The sequence below is a fragment of the Nostoc sp. NMS9 genome (assembly GCF_017114995.1).
GTDB lineage: Bacteria > Cyanobacteriota > Cyanobacteriia > Cyanobacteriales > Nostocaceae > Nostoc.
In genome coordinates, this window is record NZ_JABXKL010000066.1 from 33,034 (window position 1) to 55,755 (window position 22,722).

The 22,722-nt window shown below is 40.8% G+C and carries 16 protein-coding genes and 3 pseudogenes; 14 read left to right on the top strand and 5 right to left on the bottom strand.

The features are described 5' to 3' along the window. Positions 1–17: 17 nt before the first annotated feature. The 3 genes and pseudogenes from HWQ40_RS19480 to HWQ40_RS19490 all read right to left on the bottom strand — a co-directional run. A complete protein-coding gene (locus HWQ40_RS19480; RefSeq protein ID WP_292780595.1) occupies positions 18–2,759 on the bottom strand; it encodes a tetratricopeptide repeat protein in 2,742 nt (913 codons plus the stop codon). Between the two features lie 221 nt (positions 2,760–2,980). Then, positions 2,981–4,009 (bottom strand): diguanylate cyclase, encoded by a 1,029-nt coding sequence (locus HWQ40_RS19485; RefSeq protein ID WP_292780598.1) that lies wholly within the window; start codon positions 4,007–4,009, stop codon positions 2,981–2,983. A gap of 978 nt (positions 4,010–4,987) precedes the next feature. Further along, positions 4,988–5,134 (bottom strand): annotated as a pseudogene (locus tag HWQ40_RS19490) (copper chaperone); the annotation flags it as partial. Positions 5,135–5,406: 272 nt separating this feature from the next. Between HWQ40_RS19490 and alaS the strand changes: the two are divergent. The 12 genes and pseudogenes from alaS (at position 5,407) to HWQ40_RS19550 (ending at position 17,889) form a co-directional block, all read left to right on the top strand. After that, the gene (gene alaS / locus HWQ40_RS19495) at positions 5,407–8,049 is read left to right on the top strand and encodes an alanine--tRNA ligase (RefSeq protein WP_292780600.1); all 2,643 of its coding nucleotides are present in this window, start codon (positions 5,407–5,409) and stop codon (positions 8,047–8,049) included. A gap of 188 nt (positions 8,050–8,237) precedes the next feature. Next, the gene (gene trpB, locus HWQ40_RS19500; protein WP_292780602.1) at positions 8,238–9,473 is read left to right on the top strand and encodes a tryptophan synthase subunit beta; all 1,236 of its coding nucleotides are present in this window, start codon (positions 8,238–8,240) and stop codon (positions 9,471–9,473) included. Between the two features lie 31 nt (positions 9,474–9,504). Continuing rightward, positions 9,505–10,662, top strand: coding sequence for a class I SAM-dependent methyltransferase (locus HWQ40_RS19505; RefSeq protein WP_292780604.1), 1,158 nt, complete (start codon positions 9,505–9,507; stop codon positions 10,660–10,662). A gap of 134 nt (positions 10,663–10,796) precedes the next feature. After that, a complete protein-coding gene (locus HWQ40_RS19510; RefSeq protein ID WP_292780606.1) occupies positions 10,797–11,084 on the top strand; it encodes a hypothetical protein in 288 nt (95 codons plus the stop codon). Between the two features lie 427 nt (positions 11,085–11,511). Next, entirely contained in the window at positions 11,512–12,042 is a 531-nt protein-coding gene (locus HWQ40_RS19515; RefSeq protein WP_292780609.1) for a CAP domain-containing protein, read from the top strand. A gap of 427 nt (positions 12,043–12,469) precedes the next feature. Continuing rightward, a complete protein-coding gene (locus tag HWQ40_RS19520) occupies positions 12,470–13,249 on the top strand; it encodes a phosphate ABC transporter ATP-binding protein (protein ID WP_292780612.1) in 780 nt (259 codons plus the stop codon). A 187-nt stretch (positions 13,250–13,436) separates the two neighbouring features. Further along, positions 13,437–13,538, top strand: a pseudogene (locus HWQ40_RS19525) (IS1 family transposase); the annotation flags it as partial. 30 nt (positions 13,539–13,568) lie between these two features. Then, positions 13,569–14,714, top strand: a complete 1,146-nt coding sequence (locus HWQ40_RS19530; RefSeq protein ID WP_292780834.1) for an NYN domain-containing protein — start codon at positions 13,569–13,571, stop codon at positions 14,712–14,714. 81 nt (positions 14,715–14,795) lie between these two features. Continuing rightward, positions 14,796–15,500 carry an SDR family oxidoreductase gene (locus tag HWQ40_RS19535; RefSeq protein WP_292780615.1) on the top strand — a complete coding sequence of 235 codons (705 nt, stop codon included), beginning with the start codon at positions 14,796–14,798 and terminating at the stop codon, positions 15,498–15,500. A gap of 106 nt (positions 15,501–15,606) precedes the next feature. Beyond that, positions 15,607–16,692 (top strand): 4-hydroxyphenylpyruvate dioxygenase, encoded by a 1,086-nt coding sequence (gene hppD, locus HWQ40_RS19540; RefSeq protein WP_292780618.1) that lies wholly within the window; start codon positions 15,607–15,609, stop codon positions 16,690–16,692. Beyond that, on the top strand, positions 16,689–17,129 hold the full coding sequence (locus tag HWQ40_RS19545; RefSeq protein ID WP_292780621.1) for an N-acetyltransferase: 441 nt from the start codon (positions 16,689–16,691) through the stop codon (positions 17,127–17,129). Before hppD ends, HWQ40_RS19545 begins: the two co-directional genes overlap by 4 nt. Positions 17,130–17,196: 67 nt before the next feature. Next, a complete protein-coding gene (locus HWQ40_RS19550) occupies positions 17,197–17,889 on the top strand; it encodes an HAD family hydrolase (protein ID WP_292780624.1) in 693 nt (230 codons plus the stop codon). Between the two features lie 154 nt (positions 17,890–18,043). Here the strand turns inward: HWQ40_RS19550 and HWQ40_RS19555 are convergent, their stop codons facing one another. After that, entirely contained in the window at positions 18,044–18,670 is a 627-nt protein-coding gene (locus HWQ40_RS19555) for a CPP1-like family protein (RefSeq protein ID WP_292780627.1), read from the bottom strand. Between the two features lie 647 nt (positions 18,671–19,317). Between HWQ40_RS19555 and HWQ40_RS19560 the strand changes: the two genes are divergently transcribed. Beyond that, complete coding sequence (locus HWQ40_RS19560) at positions 19,318–20,037, top strand: response regulator transcription factor (protein WP_292780631.1); 720 nt, start codon at positions 19,318–19,320, stop codon at positions 20,035–20,037. 675 nt (positions 20,038–20,712) lie between these two features. On the opposite strand, the pseudogene HWQ40_RS19565 reads toward HWQ40_RS19560, so the two are convergent. Continuing rightward, positions 20,713–20,904 (bottom strand): annotated as a pseudogene (locus HWQ40_RS19565) (DUF2811 domain-containing protein); the annotation flags it as partial. 486 nt (positions 20,905–21,390) lie between these two features. Here HWQ40_RS19565 and HWQ40_RS19570 point away from each other — a divergent pair. Then, positions 21,391–22,650, top strand: a complete 1,260-nt coding sequence (locus HWQ40_RS19570; RefSeq protein ID WP_292780634.1) for an MFS transporter — start codon at positions 21,391–21,393, stop codon at positions 22,648–22,650. The last annotated feature ends 72 nt before the right edge of the window (positions 22,651–22,722 follow it).

Sequence of the window (22,722 nt, forward strand, 5' to 3'; positions counted from 1 at the left end):
TAATATCACCTGCTCATTTAACGTTGCAGCAATAATTGAAACCTTGCATCATCCCGAATACTATCAAAATCAGGGTTTGTTTTTGCTTCTATACGGCATCGAGAGGGATTGATATTAATTGCTTGTTGCAGGTTCTCAATAGCTAAATAAACATCATTTTGTAAGGCGAAATAGCAAGCTTTGCCATAATAGCCACTCTCATCATTAGCTTGTAGTTCTAAAGCTTTTTCGCAACTAACGAGTGAATCTTGGTAACGCCCTGCACGAGCTAAGATAATGCCCTGGTTAGCCCACCAAAGTGGATGTTCTGGTTGAAGTTTCATAGCTTCATTGAGGTTAGCCAATGCTTCATCATAACGCCCCAATAAACTCAACATCAAACCCTTGTTGCTCAACATCTCAGGAGCATTGGGTTGAATTTTTAAAACCCGATCACAGATAGGAATTACCTCTTTATAAAAATGTAAGTACATCAGTGTAACAGCTATATTTCTTAATACATTCAGGTCATCATCTTTAATTGCTAAAGCTTCATTGAAACTAGCAAGTGCTTCTTGATAACGCTCTAATCCTGCCAGTACTGAGCCTCGGTTGTTCCAAGCCTCGCCATAGTCATGTTTAATTTGCAAGGCTTTATCGTAGCTATTGAGCGCCTCTTCATAACGACCTAATTTTCCCAAGACATTGCCCTGGCAGTAATAAATTATGGGATTATCATCTTGAATTATTAAGGCTTTGTTATAACTCACGAGCGCTTCTTCATAACGATCTAGATTATCCTGCTGATCACCTAAATTTAAAAATAGACTACTGCTGAATTCAGCATAAATAGGATAACTATTATTTGCAATTTTTTCAGCCTGCTCTGCTGCCTTCTGTAGCAAATCAGCAAGCTGATTTGGTTGACTGCGTAAGGATTTGGACAACAGCCCTGTATATTTACCCAGTCCATCTTCCAAAAAGTCAACTTGAGTAAAACAAGGTCGTAATGCTGCTTCTATTTCTTCTTTGGAGGGGCCAATCAGATTCTCGTAGTTAATTTCATATTTAGCTGGATTTTCTGTTAACATCATCCAACTAAAGAAAAAGCCCAATTTTATGCTTTTCAGAAACTTATTAGTTGAATCAGGCAAGAGGCGATAATTCTCTACTGCTGCTTCTGCGACAACTGCGGCGAAAGGAATCATTACTACTTCAAGTTGTTTAAGATAGCGAGAAGCAAAGAAATGGGAAAGAAATTGACGCTGACCCTCATCTCTTCTCCCAAAGAGAGCATGATAGAGAAATTCAGCAGTGTATTGACGCCAATGATAATTATCGTATTTTTCTGGATCAGGGCTATCTGGAGCAACTTCTTGGTTTGCTTGTTGCTCAAAATATGTGGCTAGCAGTTCATGGGTTTCACGAAATCGCGTTCTATCCTCATTACAAAATGACAACCGGAAAACATTACGAGCCACATCATCCAGACGATAGTGATCTTGAACAAACTCAACAAAATCGCACTTTGTTAGCCATTCAAAACAGTCGATACTTGCATGAACACCAGTTTCAAAATCTATTCCTTGCTTTTGCATCAAGTACTGAATCAACGATCGATCAAACCAACGACAACAAGCAGCTAATTGTACTATCTGTTTTTGATTTGCATTTAGTCCTTGCAGTAGCAGATCAGTGATTGCTTTGTTACCACGGGAAAAGTCGTCAATATCTCTACCTGCTTCCTTCTCTCGTCTAATCCAGTTGAGATAGTAGGGTAAGCCTTGAGTAGCTTTATATATTTTCTGAATATCTCCAGATTTAGTAAAGCCAATATGCTGAAGATATTCCTTAGTTTGTTCTTTGTTGAATTCATCTAGCCGTTGTTCATAGATTACATCCCGATCCTGTTGCAACTTCCGCCAACTTTCTTTTTCTAATAAAGAACGTCGTCCTGCCACCAAAATACGTACACCATAAGACTTAAGGGGTGTATCTTCTAACAAATACTGCCACAGCCAAGTGTCAATATCTGACGATGCCTTTTCATAGGTATCTAGAACCAGTACAATCGAGCGCTTGTGTTTTTGAGTTTTCTGGATTAACCCTTGAGCAAATGCATGAGTCAACTTGGGTATTGGTTCCAGCATCAACTCCTGAAGCTGTTTGTCGTTCTTCGTTGCTGGATGCTGTTGCAGTAGTTCTTGTATACGCTCTTTCGTCGGTTTGAGTGCCTGTGATGCATCTGATAACATTCCCCCAGCCTTGACCGTAGCATCCAAACCTAAACTCAATGCTGTTCCATGATCTCCCAAATAGCCTGCACCTGTGGCTAGCAGTGTGGCTGTTCCTAGTTCAAACCAATCCTTAACTGTATTTTGTTGCTCTGTATCAACTGATTTACCTTGTACAGGTTCAGTTTTCAGCTTGTAAACAGTTTCCTGATACTGCTCATAAAGTGATGTAAAAGGGTCGGGTTTAGGTAATAAATCCCTTCGCCAGAGTCCGGTAGGTTTTGGTAATAGCTCATAAAGCTTTTCCATAAGCTTCAGTGGCGTTTCAATACCTGGTGTAAGGCCAAAGGACACCTCTGCAAAGTCAGCTTGCAAATCGTGCGTCTCTTTCAGTTTTGTGGTGAGGGTAGTTTTACCAACTCCTCCGATCCCATAAACCTGAAACAGCAGTGGGGTAGATTCTGGAGATACCAGTGCTTTGGCAAACTTAGTTAAAAAGTCATGAGCCTGTTTGCGAGAGATGTAGTAAGGTATTGGAGTTGTCATCTGGCAATGGAAATACTTGATCGAATGTATAGATTTTAGCGACTCATCCTTGAATTCAACATCTAAAATTGCTTATTTCAAGGAATTCTATAAAAATTAGATTGAAGCATTGTAATTTTTAATACTAAATCTGAGCCTTTTTAGGACAACAGGTGATTGCACTATTATTAGCCAGGTTTTAAAGGAGTTTTAGCTTAAATTGACACGTATGCCCCGGACTTTCACGAAGAAACAACTTTCAAATGTGAGCCATGATGAGATAGGTAGCTGGAGTTAATCACCCGATTACGCCCAGAAGTTTTAGCCTGTAACAAACATTGATCGGCACGATGCAGCAGACTCTCTCCTTTTTCATCATCCTCAGGTTGCAGAGAGGCTGTACCCAAACTAATGGTGATATTAATTGTCAGTTTATTGTTGAGTGCAAATGGTTCGTCGCTGACTACACGATTGAGACGACGGGCTACTAGTAGTGCTTCCTCATCAGTAGTGTTAGCTAGAAGAATTACAAATTCTTCGCCACCATAGCGGAATGCTGTATCTTGACAGCGCAGATTGTGGCGCAAACGCTGACATAATACTTGCAAAATGCGATCGCCTACTAAATGCCCGTGAGTATCGTTAACTTTCTTAAAATGATCTACATCCAGAATAATCAAACTCAGGGAAGTTTTTTGAGTCCTGGCTCTTTGAATTTGTCTGGGCAAGTCCCATTCTAAAGCACGACGATTATTTAATTCTGTCAACGAATCTGCTAAGGCGATCGCAGATAACATATCATTTGTCCGAATCAAATCTCGGTATTTTTGTGCTTTCCGCAAACCAACTGTCAATTGAGCAAGTATTAGTCCATGATTGGCAGTCAACTCTGCCAAGCTATAGTCTGTTTTTTCTTCAATAAGATGCCAAATATATGCATCGGCTCCTTGCTTTAGGGCCGCAGCACTCATCTCCAATTCCCTGTGCCAACCATACTTATTTCTATCAGTAAGTTGCTGGGAACGATCCTCGAAAAGAATACAATATATCCACGATAGTTTTGTCTGATCTTTCAACCAACCGCAGAGTTCCATACTACTATCCAGGCTAGCCTGCACCAGGATTATATCGGGGGGTGTTGTTTTAATCCGCGACACTGCTCGATCCAAATTGTCTATAACTTCTACACTAAAAGCAGTCGCATAACGGATCTGATCTGGAAGTGTGGCGATAAAATTATTTTTTCCAAAGATCAGAATAGAAATATTCATTGCTTTATTTTTTATCCTATTTAAATTTTAAATAAATTCACTTGGGTCACTACTGCTCTTGTGTCTAATACTAAATATGATGTTCTAGGCTAAATTATATTTTTTTACATCTTGTTTTTTGAGCATCGATTAGATAGTGAACTTCCAAATTTAATCTCATTTTAAGATTTTAGATTTACTACTACCGTTTCGGAAATATTCATTTCTAACAACTAATGTCTTCTTTACAGGTTATTTTTAAAACAGTAAAAATACGGAATATTATTTAAATGTATAAAAACTATTGTGGTGGATTCTTAAGTACTATTTCCATGATGGAATTACCGAAATAAATAGTTTGTAATAACCATTGCATTAGGTAGATAAATTTATTCCCAAGTAGAAAAACAAAGAAAATATAAAGTTTTTTAATTGAATTATCAAATCTGAAATTTTATTATGCAATTCAAAATATTATTTTCCATAAAGTTTTTTAGCCTTTTTCTTTATAAGCTAGGCTTAGATCACATCTTAACAAAGTGTTTAAAATATATATAATATATATAGCAAAACTATCTCCTGCTATGTACAGTAGCTTTTTGGGGCTTACCTCCCATCTAAATAAAGACAGAAGTTGTCGGGTAAAAATTTATAATTTAAGTAAAATTTAACCCAAAAAAACAATGCGTTAACAGGAGAAATAAAATATTTGTGCCGACATTTTATTTAGATTTGCCTATTTACTTAATTCACGTCTTTTTTATTTGCTGTAACATCATAAATTTAGAAAATAAAGCTAAATAAAAAAATTATGTCAAAACCTGCCACTAATTTGGGGAAGTTATTTCTATTCCGGCCTTCTACAGGCGGAAAATATAAAAAAATTTGTTAGCGTCGCCTAAGATATTAAAGTCTAAACTTCTTCTGTGAAAAGCTGGAATCCGATCGATAACCTTCTACAGCGTAACCAGCAGCAACAATTACCTGTTTGATTGACTACTCAGAAGCTTCAAACTCCACCGTGACAGTTTTAGCGTTAATATCAACATCCACTTTGACCTCAGGTTCCATAACGTAGATAGACTCAGTAATTATTTCTGCACATCCCTCAAAAGCAATATTTGATACTTTCAGTTTTAGTGCCATTTGTTACCTCATTATGGAAATTTTAAAGTATTTCTTAATGATTAATTTTAAGCATCGAAATGCGATGTCTACGACGGGCTACGCCTATGCACATCCTGCCAAAGTCAGCTAGTAGCGTAAAAGCATCCTAGTAACTGCATATATCTCACCCAATGGCAGAATTCGCTGGCAGTAATATGAAACAAAATGCAAGAATATATAAAGCTATTTATGAAAATACACCTACCTAGTGCCGCTACGCCTAAGTCTAAAGTCTAAAGTAAAAAACACCTATGTCTTCAAATCCCCAGTACCTAAGCGGTAACGAAATTCGCAACATATTTCTCGACTTCTTTGCTCAACGGGAACACCAAATTCTCCCAAGTGCCTCCCTCGTGCCAGAAGACCCAACTGTACTGCTGACGATCGCGGGGATGCTACCATTTAAGCCAATATTCTTAGGGCAGCGCACACCAGAATTTAAAAGGGCTACGACTTCGCAAAAGTGTATCCGCACCAACGACATTGAGAATGTCGGACGCACCAAACGGCATCACACCTTTTTTGAGATGCTGGGCAATTTCAGCTTTGGTGATTATTTTAAAGAACAAGCGATCGCTTGGGGTTGGGAAATCTCCACACAAGTCTTTGGCTTCTCCCCTCAAAATCTTGTCGTCAGCGTTTTTGAAGATGATGATGAAGCCTTTGGAATTTGGCGCGATCAAATCGGTGTGCCGGTAGCGAGAATTAAACGCTTGGGCGAAGATGATAACTTTTGGGTATCTGGTCCAACTGGCCCTTGTGGTCCTTGTTCCGAAATTTATTATGACTTCCATCCAGAACGGGGTGACGAAAATATAGATTTAGAAGACGATTCTCGGTTCATCGAGTTTTACAACCTCGTCTTCATGCAATATAACCGGGATGCGTCAGGCAATTTAACGCCACTGCAAAATAAGAACATCGACACCGGCATGGGTTTGGATAGAATGGCGCAAATTCTCCAAAAAGTGCCTAATAACTACGAAACTGACCTGATTTTCCCAATTATTCAAACAGCAGGGAAAATTGCTGGTGTTGATTACCACAGCAGTGATGAAAAAACCAAAACTTCCCTAAAAGTCATTGGCGATCATATTCGGGCTGTCATCCACATGATTGCTGATGAAATTCGCGCTTCCAACGTCGGACGCGGTTATGTGCTGCGGCGATTAATTCGGCGCGTGGTGCGTCATGGGCGATTAATTGGGATTTCTGGCGAATTTACTACCCAAGTTGCTGAAACTGCGATCGCTCTTTCGGAATCAGCTTACCCTAATGTGCGCCAACGGGAAGCAGCAATTAAAGCTGAGTTGCAACGGGAAGAATCTAATTTCCTCAGAACTCTGGATAGAGGCGAAAAACTCCTAGAAGAAATCATTCAAGAGGTGAAACAGCGAGGGGAAACTCAAATTAGCGGTGAAAGTGCATTTACCCTCTATGACACCTACGGATTTCCCCTGGAACTTACTCAAGAAGTTGCCGAGGAAAATAATCTGACAGTTGATGAAGCGGGATTCAATATCGAAATGCAAAAACAGGTGGAACGTGCCAAAGCAGCACATGAAACCATCGATTTAACTGTACAAGGTTCCCTCGATAAATTAGCAGAACACATCCATGCTACCGAATTTATCGGCTATACCCAACCTGCGACGACTGCGAAAGTTGAAGCGATTTTGGTAGAAGGTGTTTCTCAAGAGGAAGCAGAAGCGGGGACAGAGGTACAAATTGTCCTTGACAAAACGCCATTTTATGCAGAATCTGGGGGACAAATCGGCGATCGCGGTTATATCTCTGGTGATGGTATCGTAATTCGGGTAGAAGACGTGAAGAAAGAATCAGATTTCTTTGTTCACTTCGGACGCATCGAACGCGGTACACTGCGCGTAGGCGATCGCGTCAGCGCTCAAATCGATCCGGCTTGTCGCCGTCGCGCTCAAGCTAACCATACCGCAACGCACCTATTGCAAGCTGCATTGAAAAAAATTGTTGATGAGGGCATATCTCAAGCAGGTTCTCTGGTTTCCTTTGATAGGTTGCGCTTCGACTTCAACTGTCCCCGCGCTTTGACAGCAGAAGAAGTTCAACAAGTTGAAGAACAGGTGAACACTTGGATTGCTGAGGCTCATGCTGCAAAAGTGGAAGTATTACCTTTAGCAGAGGCGAAAGCTAGGGGTGCTGTCGCCATGTTCGGGGAAAAATACGGTGAGGAAGTGCGCGTGATTGACTTTCCTAGCGTATCAATGGAATTATGCGGTGGGACTCATGTGAGTAACACTGCTGAAATTGGCGTGTTCAAGATTATCTCAGAAGCTGGTGTAGCTTCTGGGGTGCGGCGGATTGAAGCTGTTTCGGGGCCAGCAATATTAGATTATCTCAACCTGCGGGATAAAGTAGTTAAAGATTTGAGCGATCGCTTTAAAGTGAAACCTGAAGAATTACCAGACAGAATCACAAGTCTGCAAAGCGAACTGAGAAATAGCCAGAAGGAACTAGAAGCCTTGAAGGTACAGCTAGCGATCGCTAAATCTGACAGCTTGCTACAAACAGCAGAAACCGTAGGCGATCATAAAATTATTGTCGCCCAATTAGAAGATGTCGATCCAGAATCATTGAAAACCGCAGCCGAACGCTTATTGCAAAAAATCGGCAACGGTGCAGTAGTGCTGGGTTCTGTTCCAGAAGTTGGGAAAGTTAGTATAGTTGCAGCTTTTAGTCCAGAAGTGAACAAAAAAGGTTTGCAAGCTGGTAAATTTGTGGGTGCGATCGCTAAAATTTGCGGCGGCGGCGGTGGTGGAAGACCGAACTTAGCCCAAGCCGGCGGACGCGATCCAAGTAAATTACCAGATGCGTTAGGACAAGCGGAAAGTGATTTAAAGTCTGCGTTGGGTTAACCAAGCCGTATGGGAACTCTTAATAGGGGCGGAATTTTAGGCGTTGCATATTTACGGGATGATTTAGCAACTCCCAAAATTCCCCCCTACTCCCCTGCTCCCCTGCCCCCCTACTTCCTCCCCATTCCCCAGATATGCTTCAGACTTTTCTATAATGATTAAGTCATTCCCGTCATCAAAAACAGCTTGTGACTACCACTCCCCTATCTCCAAGTTCAACTGCTCAGGTTCCAGATACGCTAGGCCGCTTCGGACGCTTTGGCGGTAAGTATGTACCTGAAACGCTTATGCCTGCCCTGGCTGAATTAGAAACAGCTTATCAGCAATACCGCAATGACCCTGGTTTTCAAGCAGAACTACAGCAGTTGTTACGAGACTATGTAGGACGTGCGACACCATTGTATTTTGCTGAACGCCTGACTGCTCATTATGCCCGACCCGATCGCACCGGGCCACAAATTTACTTGAAACGTGAAGATTTAAATCATACTGGCGCTCACAAAATCAATAATGCCCTTGGTCAGGTATTGTTGGCGAAACGCATGGGTAAGCAGCGGATTATTGCTGAAACGGGTGCTGGACAACATGGAGTTGCTACAGCCACAGTTTGCGCTCGTTTTGGGCTGGAATGTGTAATTTACATGGGTGTTCAGGACATGGAACGCCAAGCTTTGAATGTTTTTAGAATGCGGCTGATGGGGGCAGAAGTGCGGCCTGTGGACGCGGGAACCGGAACTTTGAAGGATGCTACTTCCGAAGCAATCAGAGATTGGGTGACAAATGTGGAAACTACTCACTACATCCTGGGTTCGGTAGCAGGGCCTCATCCTTACCCAATGATGGTACGTGATTTCCATGCAGTAATCGGCGAAGAAACCCGCGCCCAAGCAATGGAAAAGTGGGGTGGATTACCTGATATTCTCTTGGCTTGTGTAGGTGGTGGTTCCAATGCGATGGGACTATTCTATGAGTTTATGAATGAGTCTTCTATACGCTTCATTGGGATTGAGGCAGCCGGGGAAGGTGTCAATACCGAAAAACACGCAGCTACATTGACAAAAGGACGAATTGGTGTATTGCACGGAGCCATGAGCTACCTGCTGCAAGATGAAGATGGGCAAATCATTGAGGCACACTCAATTAGTGCGGGGTTAGATTATCCCGGTGTGGGGCCAGAACATAGCTATTTAAAGGATACTGGTCGCGCTGAATACTATAGTGTGACAGATGCAGAAGCTTTGGCGGCATTTCAGCGATTATCGAAATTGGAGGGGATTATCCCGGCATTGGAAACAGCCCATGCGATCGCTTATCTCGAAACCCTCTGTCCTCAACTAACCGGCAGTCCTCGGATTATAATTAACTGCTCTGGACGTGGTGACAAGGATGTACAAACGGTAGCCAAATTATTATATCCAGCGTAAATCTACATAAAATATTTGGGAGAAAACAATAATGGATCAACAATTCCAACACCCAATGTTACCCCAACCCACTCACGACGAGTTGGCACGCCAAAACTTTGTGCAAACTATGAAAATGCACATTTTCAGGAATATCCTTCCTGGTAATAAAGAAGTTTATGAAAAACTAGCCAAGCAGAAGTTTGAACAAGAACATCAGCGCCCTCCCCAGAATCGTTATGAAATTCGGGAAGTAATGCAGCACGAACCCTATTACCGCTGGACTAGTGCTCTGAAGCGCATCAACCAGGAAATGTTATGGGATGCTGTAAATGCCAACGTTGACAGACAACTGCCAGAGTTGATAGAGCGTGCCAAAGATAAGGGTGGTGAACTGGGTACTTTAACCCTCGATCCAAATTTTCAAATACCTAATTATCAAAAGGTTGTAGACATTCACTGTATGCCCGGAGGATATCACAGTGAATTCACTGCCGATGATGTCGCCGCCGGTGCAACCTACGATCGCGGCGTTTACGTTTATGGATTCGGTTGGTTGGGGCCGCTCAACGATGATATGGGGCTATCTATAGTCCAAAACTACCTTTTAGCAGAGTTTCCCAACTTTCGACCCAGAAAAATCCTCGATATGGGATGTTCTATTGGCAATAGCACATTACCTTATGTCGATGGTTTCCCAGATGCAGAAGTCCATGCCATAGATATAGGTGCATCTATACTGCGTTATGCTCATGCAAGAGCCGAAGCCTTGGGAAAACGGGTACACTTCTCTCAGCAAAATGCCGAACATACTAACTTTCCTGATGAATCATTTGACTTAGTGGTTTCTCACATTTTGCTGCATGAAATCCCCCCGTCATCTGTGCGTAAAGTTATGCAAGAGTCTTATCGTCTACTGGCTCCCGGTGGCATGATGATTCATCTAGAAGCACCCCTGTATCATCACATGGATGTTTATGCACAGTTTATGTATGATTGGGAAACTGCTAACAACAACGAACCCTTCTGGAGTGCTGTACGCGATTTAGATTTGGTGCCGCTAGTTACTGAGGCTGGTTTTTCAGCAGATAAGACATTTGAGAAATTTATCCCCAATGGGGCATGGAAAGCAAAAGAAACTAATGCTATGTTTCAAAATCGGAACTCAGCCACCCAAGGCACTTGGTTTATGGTTGCTGCAACTAAGTAAGCAGAGAAAATTTCGTAATTCGTAATGGGCTATGGCCTGCTACGCTAACGTAATTCGTAATTGAGAAAGTCAGATTTTATCTGGCTTTCCTCGTTTTGTATGTCTAGTCTTATTTTTGGAGAATTGGTATTAGGATGACAAAAATAGCCAAGGGTAAACGACCTGTTTACTTAGAAAATCCGCAAACTGATAAATTGTTAGCGATCGTCATGGCTTTGACTGGTGAGGTGTCTGTGCTGCATGAGCGGCTAGACACCATTGAACGGTTGCTAGAGGTGAAAGGTATTTTATCGGCTAGTGAGATTGAAGCTTACGAGCCGGATGTAAAAGTAACCAAGGAACGGGAACAGTGGCGTACAGAATATATTGCACGGGTGTTGCGCGTGGTACAGGAAGAGTTAGAAAACCTCAAAAAAAGCTAGTTGAAATCACATAGATATTTTGCTGAAGAAATCCAGCCATTTTTATCCGACATTCCGCATCTTCGACTGCCACAATCGGTTTTTACTGTTTTTATGACACAAAAAAGCTATTTAAAATACTTGTATACAGTAAAATAGCTGAATTTATGAAGGTAAATAAGCATAATTTAGAACTCGTAAATTCAAATAAATATAGTAATTACACTATGTGACAGTCTAAGTGTGGAATATGGGATAAAAATAATCATACTAATGGTAAAAGACAATTAGTCATTAAACGGTATTATTTTTTTGTAAAATCATGAATTTAAACGTTTACTAGTAGTTTTTGAGCAAAAAAGCCTACAAATAGAGCTATTTAGACCTATAAGCAATTTGTCACATTGATATTCGTTGGTTACATTGTCTAAAACTTTACTGTAAACAAATGCTCAAACAAATAATTTACAGCGTTGCTTTAGGCACTGTTGCTCTCAGTAGTGGAGCGATTGCTACTCCTGTGACAAATCCAGCTTTCACACCGATGTTTTCAGATGTGTCAAATAATACTGTTAAAATTGCAGCATATAGCATCGACACTGCTGCTCTAGAACAGTCGATTTTTAACCAAATTAATAAATACAGAATTTCCCAAGGGCTACCAGCGCTGACTCGTAATTCTGCCATCGATAATCAAGTGAAGATTCATAGTCAGAACATGGCTAATGGTACTGTTCCCTTTGGACATAATGGATTTTCAGAACGTCTTAATGCAACCCGTATTTCTTACAGATCAGCTGCTGAAAATGTCGCTTACAACCAGGGATATAGCGATCCTGCCACAATAGCTGTTCAAGGCTGGCTCAGAAGTCCAGGGCATCTTGCCAATATCAGAGGTAATTATAATCTGACGGGGATTGGTGTTGCTAAAAACAGTCAAGGCGCAATCTATTTCACACAAATGTTCATTCGCTCATAGGTTTGACGCGATGTGCAACTTAATATTCTGACCTCACTTCCATTCCTCTCTCCTGCAAAGAAGCTCGGTGTACACACAAGTCTTTCTGACCCCCTCTAACTCCCCCTTAGCAAGGGGGAGAACCGGATATTTCCCCCCTTTATAAGGGGGGATTAAGGGGGGTAATAATTCGATTAAAATCACAACATACCACTTTTCAAACAACCTCTAAGTCAAGGTGCAAAAGATGGGTATAAAAGGTTTGTAAAAGATACATTTTGGAACACAGTCTTGATACAAATATCTAATAACATTTTATTTGCTGTATAACTGCTATATAACTACGTAATTTCCATGAATATGTCATTTTGGCAGTAACATAGTGAAACAGCATTGCTGATTTGTACTGTTTTACTTAATCAAGTTTTGTTTCACACGTTTTGGGAATATGAGTAAACTAATTCCAGCCATCAGAGTCAAAAACTTCAGCTTCTCTTACGACACTCAAAAGATAGTTGAAGGCGTGTCAATGGATATTTACCAAAACCAAGTCACGGCAATTATTGGTTCTAGTGGTTGTGGGAAGTCTACTTTTCTTAAATCGTTAAATCGCATGGGTGAATTAGAAGCAGAAGTAAGGGTTGAAGGAAGAGTAGAATTTTTTGGGCAGAGTATTTATGAGCGTCGTGTCAACATCAATCGCTTACGTCGCCAAGTTAGTATGGTTTTTCCCAAGCCAAATCTTTTTCCCATGAGCGTTTACGATAATGTTGCTTATGGGGTGAAGTTAGTTGGATGGCATCCGAAAGTAGAATTAGATGGAATTGTTGAATCTGCCATCAAAGCTGCCGAACTTTGGGATGAAGTGAAAAATAAGCTGCACAAATCTGCTTTAGAGCTTTCTGGCGGTCAACAGCAAAGATTATGTATTGCTCGTGCTTTAGCAGTCAAACCTAACGTTTTATTGATGGATGAACCTTGTTCAGGTCTCGATCCTATGGGTAGTATGAAAATTGAGAATTTGATCCATAACTTGCGTTCTGAGTTGACAATTGTGATTGTTACTCACAATATGCAGCAAGTTACTCGCCTATCTGATTTTACCGCTTTCTTTTATAGTAATGAAAATCGGATTACTCAAATGGTTGAATTTGGTACTACAAATAAAATCTTTACTAACCCTGTGGATTCTCGTACCCGCGACTACGTTTTCGCTCGCATCATTTGAAGTGTTTCTTAAATTCTAGCTATTCAGAGAGTTACTACATGGTGCAAGCGGAAATCAGGGGTTAATATTGAATTTCCGCTTGCTTTAAGTTTTTCTGGTGTTGAGCAACGCAATCTGATATTGACAGTATTTTTTTATCCTATATATTTAAAGACAAGTATTTGCTCTAGACCACCTGAATCACAAAATGAAATGTCCCCGGTGCGAATCTACTTCATATCGTAAAAATGGTCGTCGGAATGACAAGCAGAATTACCTCTGCAAAAATTGTGGTAAACAATTCATTGAGCCTACATTCTCTCATTCCTTAGAAACTGACTTGCTTGCTAACAGCAACGGACATACTAAAGTTTCTACGCCTGAAGCCACGGAAATTTCTTTAGTAAAAAACCTGCCAGAAGAAAAAATCACAGAGAAAAGTCTTGGCTCTTTTAGTTTGACATTAGCTGAACAACTGCTGCAAACGATATTATCACCTGGTTGGTTAGAATCTGCTGCTTTCAGCCAATTTATCCAAAAAATTCAACAAAAAACTGAAACAAAACATCAATTAGAAACAGGAATATCACTTCTACTTTTGGATGCAGAAAACTTAAAACTAGATGTTAATTCAGAATTATTTTTAGCTAGTGTCTGCAAGTATCCTCTCCACTTTAAAATCGCATTTGCTAACTGGAAAAATCCAAGTATTGGAAAGCAAGATATTGAACTATATAACCGTGGCTATCAACTTGTCCATGTGCCAGAGGGTAAGGATAGTGCTGATGCAAAAATGATCGCTTTCGGTGCTTGTGTTTTACGCTCTTATCCAACAGTTCAAGAAATATTAGTCTGTTCTAGTGATGGAATTTTAATTCACCTTTGCAACGAACTCCAAAACCAAGGATTAATTGTCTATTGGGTACGTAGACAAGGGCAAACTTTGCATATAGAAAACCGGAATACTGGCAAATTAACTCATTATTCTTTAGCAATGGCAACAGAAGTGCCATCCTTGCAAAAAGTGGTTGAGCAAATTCAAGATTTAATTAAAAACGAACAAGATTCTATCAATACTCGATTACACAGTTTAGCAAAAATTGCGACTTTATTTCAAGAAAGATCCAATATCAATAATAAATCTAATCTTAAGCAACCACAAATGGAGGAAATTATACCTATTATAGATAATTTATCTGTACAATCTCTTCAAGAAGAAGATTCTACGGAAATCCCTAATGAAAAAACATTAGATAAATTACTATTAAAAATTATTCAAGATATACAAATAAAATCTCCCAAAACTAAATTATCTGTGTCTAAACTAGGTTCAGAGTTACGTAAAATAACCGGAGAATCTCCTAATTCAATTATTAAAAAATTAAAGTTAGGTTCCAATTTTACCAAATATCTAGAATCATCTCCCACATTTAGATTAAAAATGAATGGCAAGGAATATGAGGTAATGCCGCTACTCTCCGAATAGATACTTTCTAGATGTCTACCTACAACCTGAGCCTGTAATTCTGTATTATGTAAAAAGATGTAAATAAATGTAAATAATACGATGCAGGATAAAGTTGTTCTTATTGTCGGTGCTACTGGTGGTATTGGTTCAGCTTTAACACAAAAACTTGCACCTACCGGAGTCCGGTTGGTACTGGCTGCGAGAGATACAGTTCGTTTAACCACATTGGCTGCTGATTTACCAGGACAAGTTTTGACTGTTCCCACCGATATTACTGACCCCCAACAGGTAGATACTTTGATAGAAAAGACCATCGCTGAGTTTGGTCAAATTGATATTTTAGTGAATGCAGCTGGTGCTGGTATACTCAAGCCCTACAACAGCCTAGAACCCGCTGATTTAGACAAGATGTTAGATGTCAACTTAAAAGGTAGCTTTTACACCACTCAAGCGGCTGCTGAAGAGATGCAAAAGCGCAAGTCTGGTCACATCTGTAATGTGGTAGGAATTCTGGGCAAGCATTCGATGGGGATGGCAGCGGCTTATTCTGCTTCTAAGTTTGGTGTTGTCGGTTTTAGCAAGTGCATGGCAGAGGAACTCAAGCGTTTTGGTATCAAGTTCACGCTATTCTACTTTGGTGGGGTAGATTCTCCTTTTTGGGATAACGTCAACCTAAAAGTCGACCGAAAAAAAATGCTCAGTCCTGAAACTGCTGCCAATGCGATTTTCTTTGCTCTTTCTGCCGAACCGCAAGCTGTGCCAATGGAAATTAACATTCAACCTGATAGTCATTTATTCTTTTAAAGTGGGAGTACGCTTACATAATTCTTGCTTAGGAAAGAAGTGAAAATCTAGCAAAAAAGGCAAAATTTACAGATATATAAACTGTTATGCTGGATTTTCAATATCTATGAAAATTGATCACGTTCATTTCTATGTAGAAGACGCCAAAGTGTGGCGGGATTGGTTTGTACGCCATCTTGGTTTTCAAGCAGTAACCGATCGCATCAGTTCATTTCACACTTGTACAGAAGTGGTGAAAAATGGTGATGTCTGCTTTTTTCTGTCTTCACCACTGTTGCCGACAAGTCCAGTAGCTGAATTTCTGCGTCAATATCCACCTGGTGTGGCAGATGTCGCTTTTGCTGTCAAAGATGTCGAAGGCGCGATCGCATTAGCTCAAAAACACGGTGCTACAATCCTACAACCCATCCAGGAACGCCAGGTAGGTACGGCGTTCATCAAATGTGGCAAAATTGCCGCCTGGGGTGGACTGACTCATACGTTGATAGAAAGGTCATTGGTCATTTGTCCGTCGTCATTTGTAACTAACATAAATAACAAAGAACAAATGACAAATGACAACACTTTTACCGCTATAGATCACATAGTGCTGAACGTGGCAGTTGGTGAATTAGAGCGTGCTGTGGCTTGGTACGAAAAAATCTTAGATTTTCAACCCCAGCAGGCATTTAAAATTAAAACCAATCGCTCTGCTTTACACAGCCAGGTGATGGTTTCACATAACGGTAGCGTCCAATTGCCAATTAATGAACCAGCTTCCAGGAATTCTCAAATTCAGGAATTTCTAGATGTCAATCGGGGGCCAGGAATTCAACATATTGCCTTGCGGACGACTAATCTTGTGAGTGCGATCGCTAAATTTCGTGCCAGTGGTTTATCCTTACTCTCGGTTCCCCAAACCTATTACTCGCAACTAAAACAGCGACCAGGACTTACACTATCACCTTTAGAATTAGAAGCGATCGCTCAACAGGAAATTCTGGTGGACTGGCAAGAATATACTCCCACAGGGACAAAACAAACCGCGCCCCTACTACTGCAAATTTTCACCCAGCCCATTTTTGAACAGCCGACATTTTTCTTTGAATTTATTGAACGCCGTTTTCAAGCTCAAGGTTTTGGTGAAGGTAACTTTCGCGCCTTATTTGAAGCTATTGAAAGCGAACAAATCAAACGCGGTACTTTGCAATGATGCCTGAGTACAAAATATCAATTGAAATTCAGCCAGACTCCAAACAAGTTGATTTTGTAGATAAGCAACTTCATAAATTTAATCTAAGTAAGATTGGAGATTACCAATATACGCCACTGTTTCTATCGCTTTGTGATTCAGAAGAAAATGTAGTGGGTGGCTTGGAAGGTTTTATCGGCTTGGGATGGCTTCATATCGGTACTCTCTGGATTGCAGAGGAGTTAAGAGGTAATGGATATGCAAAAGCACTACTTTTGGTAGCAGAGCAAGAAGCTGTTAATCGTGGCTGCTTAAACGTATATGTTTTTACTTACAGCTTCCAAGCTCCTGAATTTTATCAGCACTTGGGGTATGAAGTTTTTGGAGAGTTAGCGGATTTTCCTCCAGGTCATCGTCGATACTTTCTTAAAAAGAATTTACAAAAAACCCTTAGCTAAACTTGATAGTCTCCAAAAATAGCCATACATCTGAGATAATTTTAATAAAAATTAACATTTTCCGCCGATGCTAAGACTGATTACTGACTTCGACGGCCCAATTATTGATGTTTCCGAACGCTACTACCGCGTTTATCAATTCTGCTTAGATAAAACCCGTCGCCCAGATCAAGTAGTGCAAGAACTTCCGAAAGCGGAATTTTGGCAGTTAAAGCGCTCGCGCGTTCCCGAAAAACAAATCGCCTTAAAGTCAGGGTTAGATGAAGCCCAAGCCCAAGAATTTGCCCAGCTGCGACGACAAACTGTGCATACAGAACCCTACTTTGGCTATGACACCCTCGCGCCTAGTGCTGTGGATGCTTTATTAAAAATTCAACAAGCTGAAATTGATTTAGCAGTTATGACCATGCGCCGATTTCGGGAACTAGATTATGCCTTCAAAAAACACGATTTAGGTAGATTTTTCCCAGAAAATCGTTGTTATTGCCTGACTAACGACTACGTTAAAACTCGTGATATTGAAGATAAGCCTTTGTTAATGGCTAGGGCTTTAGCAGAACTACCCCCGGCTACTGATACCTGGATGGTGGGAGATACGGAAGCCGACATCACCGCTGCGAAAAATTATGGGATTAAGGTGATGGCTGTAGAATCTGGGATTCGGGATCGCACCCAACTAGAACTTTACCACCCCGACTTAATCGTTAAGGATTTTAGCGCTGCTGTAGATTTAGTTCTAAGAGCTAAACACTTTGTTTAAAAAGGCTCTGTAGCTGCAACAGATTCAATTAATCAGCATTCAGGTTGCAAATTAAAATAGGAGTCAGAATAGGTATTCTGACTCCTGACTTTTTATCTCAGAAGAACATACATAAACTATGTCTTCTTTATAGAAACCTGCTTACGGCAGTGGTTTAACGTAGAAAACTACTAACTAACCACAACAATATAAACGTCACTACAGTAGAGAACTGATTCGTTTCCAGACTAATAAATGATATTTGTGGTAAGAGCCAGCTAGCAACTAGTCCCCCAACAATTAGGCCAATTATTAAACTGACCAGGGTGAACAGAACTGCTCGGCCAAATTTGCCTTCCTTGCGATTAAGAAAGTAAATACTAGTGCCTACGCCAACCACCAATGCTAACTGCAAAACCTGATCGCCTCCCTCTGGATAGAACAGGCTAATAGAACTCAAACCGAGAAACCAAGCTCCTGGTAAGAGTATATCCGCAGGCGTTGGCTGATCCAGCATCCGTTGCAGCCATGCAGGTGACTGCTCGCGAGGGGTTGGACTTTCTTTCGGAGGCGATTGCACTCGCAACTCTGGAAACCGTATCCGCTCAGGGACTTTGATTTTACCTTCCTGGCGCATCCGTAAGCGATCCATTAAAATCGCATCGTAAGCCGCCTCAATCACTTCTAAATGCTTGGCATCGCCATTATGTTGCTCGAATAGGCGATTACGAGCATCCTGAATTTCATCGAAGCTAGCCTCTTCTGATACCCCAAGTTTTTCGTAGGGATTTTGATCGCTCATGGGAGTTTGTTACTTCAGCCTCAGTCAGCGGCAGTCTTTTATCGAATAAAAAACAGCTTTAGGTTTTATTTTGATCGAAACTAAAGTCTCGACCTATTTATATGCCCTACCAGGATAGTAGCACGGGTTAGTTTGATCGACTTTGTAATTTCAACTATAGTCACTTTAACATATCGCTATAACTCCGTGTATACCCTCATGTCGTTGTCTAATTCTGGCTCTAATCTAGAATTTGAACGGAGAGTACCTAAAACACATAGTTTTTATGAAAATATCAACTTTAATGTTTCAAATTTGGCAATTTACTGTGCCCTAATAGAATTTTTTTAATTATACTGAATAATCGCTTGTGGTATATATCCGCATATCGATTTAAAATTGAGACGTTTTAAGTTACCACCTAACTGGGATTAAGAACGTGTCTTGGTGTTGAGAACTGTTGCGGCTAAAGTCAGAGCGCCTATATACTGTGGCTAACAGAAGTTTAGCGTTCTCATTGCCCACAATCCTGATTAGAGTATTTCTTTTTGAATAATCAGGAATCTCATACCGTAGCCATGTAGATTTTTAGTTAGTCCCAAAGTGGCAACTGCGTTTTTACGCAAACCTTTTGTTAATCTTACGAATTTTTGTGCAAAGTAATGGTCATGGCTCCTGCCAAGATTCTTGTAGTTGACGACGACCCTGCGGTTCGGAATTTAATCCAACGCTTTCTGATTAAGCAGAACTATCAGGTGGAGGCTGCCGAAGATGGAAAGACAGCCTTAACTCTATTTGAGCAATTTAACCCTGATTTGGTGATTCTAGATGTGAATTTACCAGATGTCACAGGGTTTAACCTCTGCCAAGAGATGCAAAGTCGTAATGGTGTTTTTGTTTTGATGTTGACTAGCCGTGCTGACGAAGCTGATAAAATTCGCGGCTTTGCTAAAGGTGCTGACGACTATCTCACCAAGCCTTTTGGGCTAGGTGAGCTAGAAGTCCGAGTCGGAGCTATTTTGAGGCGTCAGCGAGTGATAACTACGGCCGAGCAGAAACGCTTGGTATTTGAAAAACTTATGATTGATCCAGTGCGACGGGAGGTAGCACTTAATAACCAACCAGTACCCTTAACTGCTCTGGAATTTGACTTGTTGCATTTTTTAGCTAGTCATCCAGGTCGAGTTTGGCGGCGGGCAGAACTTATTCAAGAGGTGTGGGATTATGAATATGTCGGCGACCAGCGGGTTGTAGATGTACATATTGGCCAAATTCGCAAGAAGATTGAAATTGATGCTAGTCAGCCAGCATTAATTCAAACTGTACGTGGCGTAGGTTATAAGTTTGAATCTGCTGCTCACCCCCAGCAGTTGGAAGGTAAGTCCTGAGTTTATAGTCTAGAGTTTTTTAACTCTTGACTGTTAACTCTTGGGGTAGTAGTTGGTGAATTCTCTTGGCTTTAGTAACAGACAAATTTAGACAATCAAAATAAGTAGATATTCCTCAAATACAAACCAAACAGTTATTTGAGATATTTATCTATCTATTTAAGATAGTGGACAGGGGAGAGAGTCCAGTGGAAAATATTTCTTGGTATGTGACCGGTTTGGTAGATATAAAGGTGCTTAGATTGGAGTTCATCGGGTACATAGCTAGTGCATTGGGTAGTCAACTTCAGCTAAAGTTCCCTTAACTTAAAACCCCGTTTCTAGCCTCTATCTGGAAATGCTGCTCATTGGGCTGCTACTGTAAGTCAGGGAAGCAGCTGCCTCAAAATAGGTATTCCCAGTCGGAGACTGAGAACAAAAGTAAATTCCGCCCTATTACCAACTACTTTTGGCAACAAGAAAAACTATTAGAACTTTTTTATGGATCGGAATCTACCGATCTTTTTTATTGTAATATTGCCGATCGCTATTAGCTTAAAATCCCGTTAATGGGGGCACGGTATGCCGTGCCCCCATTAATAAATAGGGGAATAACGCCCTTCATACCAGTACCTATGGGGTGTCTAGTAAATTAGCTGTTGCTGGTGAGTCGGTACAGGGCATTTCTACTGTGGAGTGGTGAAACAAAGTTTCCAGATAGACTCGTGCTGCGCGGCGATCGCTATCTCCATTTTGGAGTAAAAACAATGATAGTGCCGCCGTCAATACTCTGTTTTCATCCCAATCGGGATGGGTTTCTAAGTAGTTTTTTAAGGATTCGTGGAGTGTTTCAGGAATTTCTGTAAAGATTCTAACCGTTGATTTCATGAGATTTTCCTCCTATGAGGATAATCAAGAGGGACAAGTTGCTTGCGGTAAAGCGGTTTAGGGCTTTACACGCTCTTTCGCTATCCCGACAATCTGCGCTTACATCTGCTGGTAATATATTTTACAAATTTGATGCCAACGGTTGAACGGAATTATAAAAGCAAGCCGCATCATTGTGCGCCAAGAGGGGGTAGGTTTGTCAATGCTGCGAAATGTTAAAAACGATTGTATAAAAAATAAATGCGAACGAAATAATCGGGGTTTAAGCCAATTTTTTGTTACTTTACTTCATAAAAACTCAGTCCTTAAACTTCTTTGCTACTTGTAATCAACAATCCCCAGTAAGACAGCAAGAAGCCTATTAGCTCGTATAGCAGCTGTGGAAAACTGCTAAAATCCCTGTGGAAACCCTGTGGAATGAGTGAGGAAAATAGTAGCCAATGATAAGAATTACAAAAATGTCATCAAACTATGACATTTAAGCTCATGAAATTAGCTTCTCAATCTCAGTTATCATCGTGGTTGCCCTCGATACATCCCCAGGTCTGGATTTTCGCAATTGGTAGATTTCTCTCGGAAGTTGGTACCGGCTTTACCCTGTTTTATGCGCCCATCTTTTTTGTTAATCAACTTGGTTTATCTGCAACCAGTGTTGGGGTAGCCTTTGGTAGCGCCTCGATTTCCGGCATTGTAGGGCGGATTGCGGGTGGTTCTTTGGCTGATTCTGAATATTGGGGACGCCGCCGCACTTTGTTGCTAGCGACGGCGATTTCAGCAATTGCTTCTCTAGTTTTAGCTGCAACCAATAATTTCACTTCTTTGGTAATCGGTAGCTTGATTAGCGGTTTAGGAATAGGTTTCTATTGGCCGGCGGCTGAAGCTGTGGTTGCTGATGCCAGCCAAACTGACAATCGCCGCGAAACTTTTGCGATCGCTCGACTAGCTGATAATCTTGGGTTAGCGATCGGAATTGTGCTGGCTGGGTTTTTGATCGCGATAATTGGGAGTTATCGATGGCTATTTATCATTGATGCCATCTCTTTTATGGTATTTTTTGGAGTTGTCTATGTAGGGATTACTGAAACTGAACAACAGCAGATAGAGGAATCTGAAAAGACAGAACATTTTGCTGCTTGGATGGCAGTATTAAAAGATCGCCGTTTCCTGGTCTACATAGCAGTTAATATATTCTTTACAATCTATATTTCTCAAATCCACAGTACCCTGCCGCTTTACTTCAAAAACTTTGTCCTTGTAGAAAGTACCGCCAAGGGATTTGCTGAAACTACCATTAGCGGACTATTTGCTTGGCATCTAGTGGTCGCAATTATTTGTCAGTTGCCTGTCACCAGCATTTTAAAACGCTGCTCTCATACACTTGCGCTTACTATTTCCGCCATTTTCTGGGCAATTGGTTTCGGCCTGATTTGGGTAAGCGGTACAGTCTCATCTCATCATCTGCTTTGGGTAACATTAGCATTGGGAGTATTTGCTGTGGCAATTGTTTCTTATACCCCATCTGCTGCTTCTTTAGTGACTGAGTTAGCCCCAGAAAATCAACGCGGCGTGTATTTCTCTATCAACGCTTTGTGCTGGGCTGTTGGCTATTTTATTGGTCATCCCTTGGGTGGATGGGCATTAGATCAACCACAAATTATTACTAATACTTACTGGCTAGGCTTCATCTTCAGTGTAGCGATCACTGTGGTAATTTTACAGTATCTCAATCGAATTTTGGCTGATTAATCACCAAAATGGTATTATGACCATGTTGAGCGACTTTTTAGGGAGTTAAATCACAGTGGTACGTTGATACAA

Bases quoted from the DNA above. Each gene is read 5' to 3' on its own strand.
- hppD (WP_292780618.1), top strand. From the start codon at position 15,607: ATGAAAATTGATCACGTTCATTTCTATGTAGAAGACGCCAAAGTGTGG.
- HWQ40_RS19520 (WP_292780612.1), top strand. From the start codon at position 12,470: ATGAGTAAACTAATTCCAGCCATCAGAGTCAAAAACTTCAGCTTCTCT.
- HWQ40_RS19535 (WP_292780615.1), top strand. From the start codon at position 14,796: ATGCAGGATAAAGTTGTTCTTATTGTCGGTGCTACTGGTGGTATTGGT.
- HWQ40_RS19560 (WP_292780631.1), top strand. From the start codon at position 19,318: ATGGCTCCTGCCAAGATTCTTGTAGTTGACGACGACCCTGCGGTTCGG.
- HWQ40_RS19555 (WP_292780627.1), bottom strand. From the start codon at position 18,670: ATGAGCGATCAAAATCCCTACGAAAAACTTGGGGTATCAGAAGAGGCT.
- HWQ40_RS19515 (WP_292780609.1), top strand. From the start codon at position 11,512: ATGCTCAAACAAATAATTTACAGCGTTGCTTTAGGCACTGTTGCTCTC.
- HWQ40_RS19570 (WP_292780634.1), top strand. From the start codon at position 21,391: ATGAAATTAGCTTCTCAATCTCAGTTATCATCGTGGTTGCCCTCGATA.
- HWQ40_RS19485 (WP_292780598.1), bottom strand. From the start codon at position 4,009: ATGAATATTTCTATTCTGATCTTTGGAAAAAATAATTTTATCGCCACA.
- HWQ40_RS19550 (WP_292780624.1), top strand. From the start codon at position 17,197: ATGCTAAGACTGATTACTGACTTCGACGGCCCAATTATTGATGTTTCC.
- HWQ40_RS19545 (WP_292780621.1), top strand. From the start codon at position 16,689: ATGATGCCTGAGTACAAAATATCAATTGAAATTCAGCCAGACTCCAAA.
- HWQ40_RS19480 (WP_292780595.1), bottom strand. From the start codon at position 2,759: ATGACAACTCCAATACCTTACTACATCTCTCGCAAACAGGCTCATGAC.
- alaS (WP_292780600.1), top strand. From the start codon at position 5,407: ATGTCTTCAAATCCCCAGTACCTAAGCGGTAACGAAATTCGCAACATA.
- HWQ40_RS19510 (WP_292780606.1), top strand. From the start codon at position 10,797: ATGACAAAAATAGCCAAGGGTAAACGACCTGTTTACTTAGAAAATCCG.
- HWQ40_RS19505 (WP_292780604.1), top strand. From the start codon at position 9,505: ATGGATCAACAATTCCAACACCCAATGTTACCCCAACCCACTCACGAC.